Source organism: Cellvibrio sp. (assembly GCF_039207905.1).
Lineage (GTDB): Bacteria > Pseudomonadota > Gammaproteobacteria > Pseudomonadales > Cellvibrionaceae > Cellvibrio.
Map to the genome: position 1 here is coordinate 1 of NZ_JBCECX010000069.1, position 8,647 is coordinate 8,647.

The window sequence follows — 8,647 nt, forward strand, 5'->3', positions numbered from 1 at the left end:
ACCTTAAGTAGTTGTTTTTGTATGGTTGCACGCAAGATTTCATCTTGCTTAAGCGCCAACATGGTTTCAATATCTTCATCAGTATTAAAAACACAAGTGACCACTAAACTTCCTGGAAAATTGGTGTAATTCACGCGATGCGTCAACCAGGAAAATCCAACAATTTCACCCCAAAAGGATTCGCAAGCAACAGTTAGCGACTTGCATATATTGTCATCCAGTTTTTGATTGGTTTTGCTTAGTTTCATCGTATTCTTGTATTTAAATTTTAAACCTTAATAAAAAAAGCCGACCTTATCGGGTCGGCTTTTCAATCTCAATTACTCATTAAAAAACTTCTTAACCCCGTCGAACCAACTCGACTGTTTGGGCGAAAATTTTCCGCCTTTCATTGTCGTTTGGAAATCGCGCAGCAATTCTTTTTGTTTACCGGTGAGATTGACTGGAGTCTCTACTACTACGCGGCACAGCAAATCGCCTACGCCTCCACCGCGCACGGGCGTTACACCTTTGCCGCGCAATTTGAAGAGTTTGCCGGTTTGGGTTTCTGCCGGGACTTTTAATTTTACGCGACCATCAAGCGTGGGAACTTCGAGTTCGCCACCGAGTGCAGCGTCGACAAAATCGATGGGGACTTCGCAATACAAGTCAGCGCCGTCGCGTTTGAAAATATTGTGCTCACGCACATGCACTTGCACGTAGAGATCGCCACTTGGGCCACCGTCTGCGCCGGCTTCACCTTCGCCGGATAAACGGATTCGGTCGCCAGTGTCCACACCTGCAGGCACTTTAACGGAAAGGGTTTTGGTTTCTTCGGTGCGACCTTGACCATGACAGGACTTGCATGGATCAGAAATAATGGTGCCGCGTCCACGACAGGTTGGACAGGTTTGTTGCACCGAAAAAAAGCCCTGCTGCATGCGCACTTGGCCATGACCGCCACAGGTAGTACAAGTAACAGGTTTGCTGCCGGCCTTTGCACCGGAACCATCACAGGTTTTACAGCTAACAAGAGTTGGGACTTTAATTTGTACGCTGGTGCCTTTTACCGCTTCTTCCAGACTCAGCTCAAGGTTGTAACGCAGGTCTGAACCGCGCGCAGGGCCACCGCGACCACCACGTCCGCCACCACCAAAAATATCGCCGAACACATCGCCAAAAATATCACTGAAATTGTTGAAGCCGGCACCGCCGCCCATTCCAGATTGACCATCTACACCAGCGTGACCATGGCGATCATAAGCTGCGCGCTTATTATCATCGGAAAGCACTTCGTAGGCTTCGTTTGCTTCTTTGAATTTTTCTTCCGCACTGGGATCATCCGGATTTCTGTCCGGGTGGAATTTCATCGCCACGCGACGGTAAGCTTTTTTCAATTCTGCTGCGTCAACATCTTTTTTGACGCCGAGCACTTCGTAGTAATCGCGTTTTGCCATGGTTACACCGATAGTAGAAATGTGTTTTACATTTCAAATAATAATTTCATCGTAGCCCGTATGGAGCCTGGCGTAATACGGGGTTGATTATTTAAACCATTCCCCGTATTTCGTTACACTCCATACGGGCTACATTTAGCTGATTCTTACATGACAAATGCGGGCACTGGCCCGCATTTGTTTTTATTACCTTTTAATAAGCACTTACATGCTTATTTTTTATCTTCTTTCACTTCTTCGAATTCGGCATCAACTACACCGTCATCGGCTGCATTGTTGTTGCCGCCTGCTTGTTGTGCGCCTGCACCAGCACCAGCGTTTGCACCAGCTGCTTGTTGTTCAGCGTACAGCTTTTGCGCCAATGAGCTTGAAGCTTCAGTCAGTTTGGTTGTTGCAGCTTCGATCTTCGCCAGATCATCCGCTTTGGCAACATCGCGCGCTTCAGTCAAGGCAGCTTCGATTGCGGACTTCTCATCTGCAGTTGCTTTATCGCCTGCTTCTTTCAGGGTTTTTTCCGTTGCGTGGATCAAACCTTCCAGAGTATTACGCGCAGCAACTACTTCAGCGAACTTACGGTCAGCATCAGCATTGGCTTCAGCATCTTTTACCATTTTCTGGATTTCTTCATCGCTCAAACCTGAAGAAGCTTTGATCACGATAGATTGTTCTTTACCGGTAGCCTTGTCTTTCGCGCTTACGTTCAAAATACCGTTCGCATCGATGTCGAAGGTTACTTCAATTTGTGGCATACCGCGTTGCGCCGGTGGAATATCGCTCAGGTCAAAACGGCCGAGAGATTTGTTTTGCGACGCTTGCTTACGCTCACCTTGTACAACGTGAATCGTTACTGCAGTTTGGTTGTCATCCGCGGTCGAGAAAATTTGCGATTTCTTGGTAGGAATCGTGGTGTTTTTATCGATCAACGGAGTCGCAACGCCACCCATGGTTTCAATACCAAGCGTCAATGGAGTTACGTCCAACAACAATACGTTAGTGGTATCGCCTGACAATACTGAACCTTGAATTGCAGCACCGATTGCTACAGCTTCATCCGGGTTTACATCTTTACGCGCTTCTTTGCCGAAGAAATCAGCAACCGCTTTTTGTACCAGTGGCATACGGGTTTGACCGCCTACCAGAATTACATCATCAATTTCGCTCAGCGATTTGCCTGAATCTTTGATCGCTTGCTTCACTGGTTCCATAGAGCGAGTCACCAACTCTTCTACCAATGATTCAAGTTTGGCGCGCGTCAATTTCACTACCAAGTGTTTCGGGCCAGTTGCATCAGCAGTGATGTACGGCAAGTTCACTTCGGTTTGCTGGCTGGTAGACAATTCAATCTTGGCTTTTTCTGCCGCTTCTTTTAAGCGTTGCAATGCCAATGGATCGTTGTGCAAATCGATGCCGGTATCTTTCTTGAAAGTTTCCGCCAGGAATTCGATCAAGCGCATATCAAAGTCTTCACCACCAAGGAAAGTATCACCGTTGGTTGAAAGTACTTCGAATTGGTGTTCGCCATCTACGTCAGCAATTTCGATAATGGAAATATCGAAGGTACCGCCACCCAAGTCGTATACCGCGATAGTGCGATCGCCTACGCCTTTATCCAAACCGTATGCCAGTGCTGCAGCCGTTGGTTCGTTGATGATACGTTTTACATCCAGACCCGCGATACGACCAGCATCTTTGGTTGCTTGACGCTGTGAATCGTTAAAGTAAGCCGGAACGGTAATTACTGCTTCGGTTACTGACTCGCCGAGATAATCTTCAGCGGTCTTTTTCATTTTCTTCAATACTTCAGCAGAAATTTGTGGCGGTGCTTTTTTATCGCCCTTCACTTCTACCCATGCATCGCCGTTATCAGCGGCAACAATTTTGTAAGGCACCATGGAGATGTCTTTTTGCACAACGTCATCTTTGAATTTACGGCCAATCAAACGCTTTACCGCGTACAAAGTGTTGTGCGGGTTAGTAACGGATTGACGCTTGGCTGATTGACCAACCAAGATTTCATCGTCGTTAGTGAATGCAATAATTGACGGCGTAGTGCGATCGCCTTCGGCGTTCTCGATCACTTTTGGTTTGCCGCCTTCCAATACAGATACGCAAGAGTTGGTGGTACCCAAATCGATGCCGATAATTTTGCCCATGGTGTTGCTCCTAAAAAATGCTATGTGTTGCTGAGTGCAATTACGTTAATCACTTGCACTGATCTGTTGGTTTCTTGCCGCTATCGGCAGTTGTTTTCTATATTGGCACGCGGGAAATTAATTCAAGTCCAGCGCACAAAAAATCCTCACTTTCTGCGCAATTTCCAGCGCACCCTTTTGTTATCTCTCACGAGAATCAGGGCGCTTTGGAAACCACTACCATTGCCGGACGCACTAAACGGCCATGCAAGGTGTAACCCTTTTGAAAGCAGTTGAGCACGGTATTAGGCTCAACATCAGGATTGGGAACGGCAGACACTGCTTGATGCAAATTCGGATCAAACGGCTCGCCTTCCGGGCTCACTGCAATCACTTGATGACGCGCCAGCGCATCGACAAATGATTTATGTGTAAGCTGGATACCTTCAACCACCGCAGCGAATGCTTCATTGCTGGTGTCGATGGCGGTGAGTGCACGCTCCAGGTTATCCACTACCGGCAATAAATCATTCACCATCTTTTCCAAACCGAACTTGTGGGCTTTTTCCACGTCCTGTTCAGCGCGACGACGAGCATTTTGCGCCTCGGCTTGCGAGCGCAGCGATTGCTCTTTGGCAGATTCGTAAGCAGTCGCCAGAGTCGCTAATTGCGCCTGCAATGTTTCAAGGCTCTGCTCGTTCGCCGGCTGGGATTGCTCGGCCGCTTCCTCGGCAGGATTCTGTGGCTCGCCGGTGTTTTGAATATCGGTATAGTCTTGGGTGGACACTGTTTTCTCCAATCGCAGGTTGGGCGGACGCCAGAAACAACATAGGTCCGCTTGAATTACTGTGGGGGCTATATGGGGCTTGGTCGGGGGGATTCAAGTTTTATTGGCAAAGTTTTCAACACAGGGATGTTGATAAGGTGCGTTCAAGATGAAAGATTCTCGCGCCAGCAACGGAAAAAATCGGCAGCAAACCCTATCCAAAAACGGGCATAGGCCCATCAAAAATAGATATTTGTGCGCCAAAATAGGGAATCCCCAAGACATATGACAGCTGGGTATAAAAGCAGCGAATAGTGTTTTAAATACTATTTGACAACGTTGTCCATCACACCTAAGGTCATATTTCTTATATCTATAACTGAGCCATTCCCAGGGGGCCTAATGTCACTGCGTATCAAAATCTGGATTGTATCCGCCCAAATCCTCGTCGGCTTACTGGGAATTATGCTGATTGGACTGTTTACCGTTAGCTATTCCAGCGAAAAAGACAATGCTGCTCGAGTAGAGCAATTGCTCAATAGCACCTACGCCACCGTCATCCAAATGGAACAAATGGCCGCACGCGGCGAGATGGATGATGAAACAGCAAAAAAAATCGCTACTACGCTGCTGCGCAATAACATTTATCACAAGTCGGAATACGTTTATGTCGCCGATGAAAAGCTGAATTTTGTGGCTGCACCACTCGACCCGCAAATCCACGGCACCAGCTTCCATGAATTTAAAGATGGTAACGGCAAGAGCGTTGGCGAGATCCTGCAAAAAGCAGTGGAACAAGCTCACGGTGAAATGGCGCGTTACAACTGGACCCAAAAACAAGCCGATGGCTCGATTGAAGAAAAGCTCTCCATCGCCAAGCTGTCACCGCGCTGGAAATGGGTAGTGGGCACCGGCATCGGCTTTAACGAAGTCAACGCACGCTTCTGGGAAACCGCCAAATGGCAGCTCACCGTGTGTATGTTGGTGATGCTGGTGATAGTCGTTCCCGTAGTGATATTCGCCCGCAAGCTGGATAGTGGTTTGGGTGCCGAATTGAAAGAAGTGCTTACCTTGGTGCGCGCTGTAGCAGGTGGCGACCTGACCGAGCGCAACTCCCATCAGGCACCGGAAGACAGTATCTACGGATCGGTGGTGCGCATGCGCCATGCATTGCGTGAAGTGATTGGCGGCATCTCGCAGATGGTGTCGCGCCTGCATTCCATTAGCGACGATATCGTCCACAAAGCTGAGACCAGCACGGCCATGGCAGAAGACCAGAGCGTCAACACCATAAAAATCGCCTCGTCTGCGGAGGAATTCAACATGCAGACCAAGGATGCGATGCAGCAAGCCAAGATCGCCACCAACCAAACTGATCACGCATCCAAGACCGCAACCCAGGGTCAGAAGATGATTTCCAACGCGGTCAAAAGTTTTGTTGAGATCGACAACAGCGTGGTGCAAACCCAAGGCAGTATCGATGATCTCGCCGGCCGGATTAACAGTATCTCCGCCGTGATTTCGGTGATCAGCGAAGTCGCCAACCAGACCAACCTGCTCGCCCTGAATGCGGCGATTGAAGCGGCGCGCGCCGGTGAGCAAGGGCGCGGATTTGCGGTAGTTGCCGATGAGGTACGCCAATTAGCGCAGCGTACAACCCAGGCAACTACTGAAATCAGCGAAACCATTACTGCCGTACAAAACTCCAGCCGTGTCGCCAAGCAGAATATGGATGACATGGTGATCCAGCTGAAAGAGGGAATCGGCCAAACCCGCCAAGGCGGCGAGATTGTCGAGAGCGTGCGCAGCGAGACTGATGAGGTTGCCAAAATGGTGGCGCACATCGGCAACTCCCTGATCGAACACGTGCAGGCGAGTAGCTTGATCCTCGAATACGTCAGCCATGTTGAGCAGTCATCGCTGGGTACAAAAGACGCCGCGCGCGGCACCTTGCTGGCATCACAGCAAATTCGCGATGCCTCCGATGAACTCAGCCGCCGCCTGGAGGGCTTCCGCCTGTAATTTATTATCGGCGAGCATCCACAGAGCCGCTGCGGATGTCTTGCCACTAGCGCGCCAAATACTGTATAAATAGCCAGACATTTATTAACCTTAAGCGTCTGGCTTTTTTATTGCTGCAACGCTTGCGAGGCGCCCATGCTCACTCACTTGAATATCCAAAATTTTACCTTGGTAGACCGGCTGGATCTGGACATCAAACCCGGTATGACGGTGATTACCGGTGAGACAGGAGCGGGCAAATCGATTGTGCTCGATGCCCTCGCATTGACCCTGGGCGACCGCGCCGAAGCCGACCGGGTGCGCACTGGCGCCAGCCGTGCCGACATCACTGCCACCTTCGATACCAGCGCCATCCCCAGCGCTCAGGAGTGGCTACTCAATATGGATTTGCAGCAACCGGATAATCCACAGGAGTGCCTGCTGCGCCGCTTGATCAATAACGAAGGCAAATCCAAATCCTACATCAACGGCCAGCCGGTCACCTTGCAGCAGCTGCGGATTTTGGGCGAGATGCTGATCGATATTCACAGCCAGCATGAGCATCAATCGCTGCTGATCAAAGATACCCATCGCCGCCTGATCGACGAATTTGCCGGACAAACCGACCTCGCCAAACAAGTGCGCCTCGCCTTCCGCGAGTGGCAGAGCCGCCTTGAACATTTTATCCACCTGCGTGATAACGCCGCCGATGTGAGTGCGCGCTTCCAATTGCTCAGCTATCAATTTAACGAGCTGGAACAACTCGGCCTGCAACAAGGTGAACTTGCAAAATTGGAAGCCGAGCAGCGCAGCCTCGCCAATGCCGAAGAAATTTTGCATGGCAGCCAGCAACTGGCGGCATTTTGTGGCGATGACGAGCAAGGTTTGAGTGTTAACTTGCATCGCGCTCTGCATATCTTGCGCAGCCTGCCGGAAAAATCAGCCGCTTTGCAGACTGCAGAAGAGCTGCTCACCAGCGCGCAAATTCAAGTTGAGGAAGCGCAACACGAAATTGATCGTCATATCGACAGTTTCAATCTCGACCCGGCGCGCCTCGCGATTGTCGAAGATCGCCTTTCAGCTATTTACGACCTTGCGCGCAAGCACCGCATCCAACCGGAAGAGTTGCCCGCGTTTATCGAAAAACTAAGTGCAGAGCTGAAACAGTTACAGGGCGGCGACGGCAAGCTCGACCAACTCGCGCAGCAGGTTGCGCAGGCAGAAAAAGCCTATCGCCAATTGGCAGAACAATTGTCGGCCAAACGCGGCAAAGCGGGCACCAGCCTCGCCAAGCAAGTGAATGAACAGCTCAAATTATTGGCAATGACCAACGCCAACCTCAGTGTCAGCTTGCTGCCGCTCACCGATAAGCCTGGTCCCAACGGCTTGGAAGACGTGGAATTTTTAATCAGCACCAACCCCGGCCAAGCACCGCGCCCACTCGCCAAAGTCGCTTCGGGCGGGGAGTTGTCGCGCATCAGTTTGGCGATTCAGGTGATCACCGCGAAAACCTCAGCCACACCGACACTGGTATTCGATGAGGTCGATGTGGGTATTGGCGGTGCGACTGGCGATGTGGTCGGCCAATTGTTGCGGCAATTAGGCGAGCGGGGGCAGGTAATCTGTGTGACCCATCTGGCGCAGGTGGCCAGCAAAGGTCATCAACATCTGCAAGTGGTCAAAACCGCAAGCAAGAAGAGCGCGGAATCTACCTTGGTAGAACTGACTGGCGAGGGCAAAGTAGAGGAGATTGCGCGGATGTTGGGCGGTTTGAAAATTACCGACCAATCCTTGGCCCATGCGCGGGAAATGCTGGAGCTGTAGTTGAGCCAAACGCTGCAAATAAAAAAAGGGCGATAGTAATCGCCCTTTTTTACATCAAAAAAATAACGCTATTTAGCTTTTCTGACGTACAACACCAAACTGTGATCGGTCAGTTCAAAACCGTATTCCGCAACGATACGCTTTTGCAGCGCTTCGATTTCATCATTATGGAACTCAATGATGGTGCCGGAATCTATATCGACCATGTGATCATGATGCTCACCGCGTGCAACCTCAAATACTGAGTGTCCGCCGTCGAAATTGTGTCTCACTACCAAACCGGCGGTCTCAAATTGGGTTAATACCCGATATACAGTCGCCAAGCCTACATCGTCACCCTGTTCCATCAGCGCTTTATAAACATCTTCCGCGCTCATGTGATGCTTTTCAGAGGACTCAAGCATTTGCAAAATTTTCACACGAGGCAAGGTCACTTTAAGACCCGCTTTGCGCAGTTCGTGGTTACCGTCTGCCATTATTTCCCCCAA

At 50.1% G+C, this 8,647-nt stretch carries 6 protein-coding genes and 1 pseudogene; 2 read left to right on the forward strand and 5 right to left on the reverse strand.

The annotated features are described in order from the left end of the window. From AAGC78_RS21510 to grpE, 4 genes and pseudogenes are all read right to left on the reverse strand, one after another. Positions 1-248, reverse strand: a pseudogene (locus AAGC78_RS21510) (Fis family transcriptional regulator); the annotation flags it as partial. A gap of 72 nt (positions 249-320) precedes the next feature. Beyond that, on the reverse strand, positions 321-1,436 hold the full coding sequence (gene dnaJ / locus AAGC78_RS21515; RefSeq protein WP_435786161.1) for a molecular chaperone DnaJ: 1,116 nt from the start codon (positions 1,434-1,436) through the stop codon (positions 321-323). Between the two features lie 212 nt (positions 1,437-1,648). Continuing rightward, positions 1,649-3,589 (reverse strand): molecular chaperone DnaK, encoded by a 1,941-nt coding sequence (gene dnaK / locus AAGC78_RS21520; protein ID WP_435786162.1) that lies wholly within the window; start codon positions 3,587-3,589, stop codon positions 1,649-1,651. Between the two features lie 196 nt (positions 3,590-3,785). Further along, complete coding sequence (grpE, locus tag AAGC78_RS21525) at positions 3,786-4,355, reverse strand: nucleotide exchange factor GrpE (RefSeq protein WP_435786163.1); 570 nt, start codon at positions 4,353-4,355, stop codon at positions 3,786-3,788. A gap of 381 nt (positions 4,356-4,736) precedes the next feature. Between grpE and AAGC78_RS21530 the strand changes: the two genes are divergently transcribed. Continuing rightward, positions 4,737-6,356 (forward strand): methyl-accepting chemotaxis protein, encoded by a 1,620-nt coding sequence (locus AAGC78_RS21530; protein WP_435786164.1) that lies wholly within the window; start codon positions 4,737-4,739, stop codon positions 6,354-6,356. A 135-nt stretch (positions 6,357-6,491) separates the two neighbouring features. Continuing rightward, positions 6,492-8,159, forward strand: coding sequence for a DNA repair protein RecN (gene recN, locus AAGC78_RS21535; protein WP_435786165.1), 1,668 nt, complete (start codon positions 6,492-6,494; stop codon positions 8,157-8,159). A gap of 68 nt (positions 8,160-8,227) precedes the next feature. Here recN and fur read toward each other — a convergent pair whose 3' ends face one another. Then, the gene (gene fur / locus AAGC78_RS21540; protein WP_435786166.1) at positions 8,228-8,635 is read right to left on the reverse strand and encodes a ferric iron uptake transcriptional regulator; all 408 of its coding nucleotides are present in this window, start codon (positions 8,633-8,635) and stop codon (positions 8,228-8,230) included. Positions 8,636-8,647 lie beyond the last annotated feature (12 nt).